Here is an 852-nt window from a genome sequence, read left to right as displayed (position 1 = left end):
CATTGTGGCATCTAGCACATTATTGCTAAATTGTGAGCTTAATTCAGATAAACGCGCCACGATTTCACCATAGCGTTTTTGTTTTTCGGCTGGCAAAGAAATGCCAGACAATTTGAAATTGCGCAACGCATTATCAATGGCTTTCTTCTGTGCCACGCTGTAGGTTTCATATTCGGGGCTATTTTTAAGCTGTAAATAGGCTTGGTATAAGCCTTCGTGTTGCCCTAACCAAGTGCTATATTCAGAAAGCAATGGCAAGCAAGCTTGATAGGCTTCACGCAATTCAGGGCTATTTTTCACCGCATTTAAGTGGCTCACAGGCGACCAGGCTTTGCTTAAGCGATCGCCACTTTCAGTAAGCGGTTCAATAAAATTCTGCCAAGTTAAGTGCGGTTGTTTTAAAACCTGTTCTACAGTATCTCGATTTTCTTGAATTAATTGACTAATTGCAGGTTGAATATGTTCTGGTTTAATTTGCGAAAACTGCGGTAAGTGTGTTTCCCTTAACAATGGATTTGACATAAAAGCTCCTTGCTTTTAAAAGAAAGTATTAAGCTAACAAATAAGGGAAGATTTTATAATATCAAGGTTGAGAAATCTAAAAAAATATGGATAATTGAGAATAATTTTTATTGGAGCTGTAGTAGATTAGCAACAATGCTATACTACAAAAATGAAGATAACGTATTGTAAATTAAAGAAATCTATACAGAAAAAACTGCTTGAGTTTTTTGTCGCAGAAGTTACTGCAAGAACAGCAGCAAATTTGCTAGATATTCAACCGAATACAGCCGCTTTGTTCTACCATAAAATCAGGCTTGTGATTGGCTATCATTTATCCCTTGAAGTTAA

The 852-nt window shown here is 36.6% G+C and carries 2 pseudogenes; one reads left to right on the top strand and one right to left on the bottom strand.

The features are described from left to right. Positions 1-522 (bottom strand): annotated as a pseudogene (locus tag ACNAV8_RS11555) (oligopeptidase A); the annotation flags it as partial. Positions 523-673: 151 nt separating this feature from the next. Between ACNAV8_RS11555 and ACNAV8_RS11550 the strand changes: the two are divergent. Next, positions 674-852, top strand: a pseudogene (locus ACNAV8_RS11550) (IS1595 family transposase); the annotation flags it as partial.

Source organism: Avibacterium endocarditidis (genome assembly GCF_965138825.1).
Classification (GTDB): domain Bacteria; phylum Pseudomonadota; class Gammaproteobacteria; order Enterobacterales; family Pasteurellaceae; genus Avibacterium; species Avibacterium endocarditidis.
Note: the sequence above shows the minus strand (reverse complement) of the source record. Positions and strands in the feature narration are given on the sequence as shown.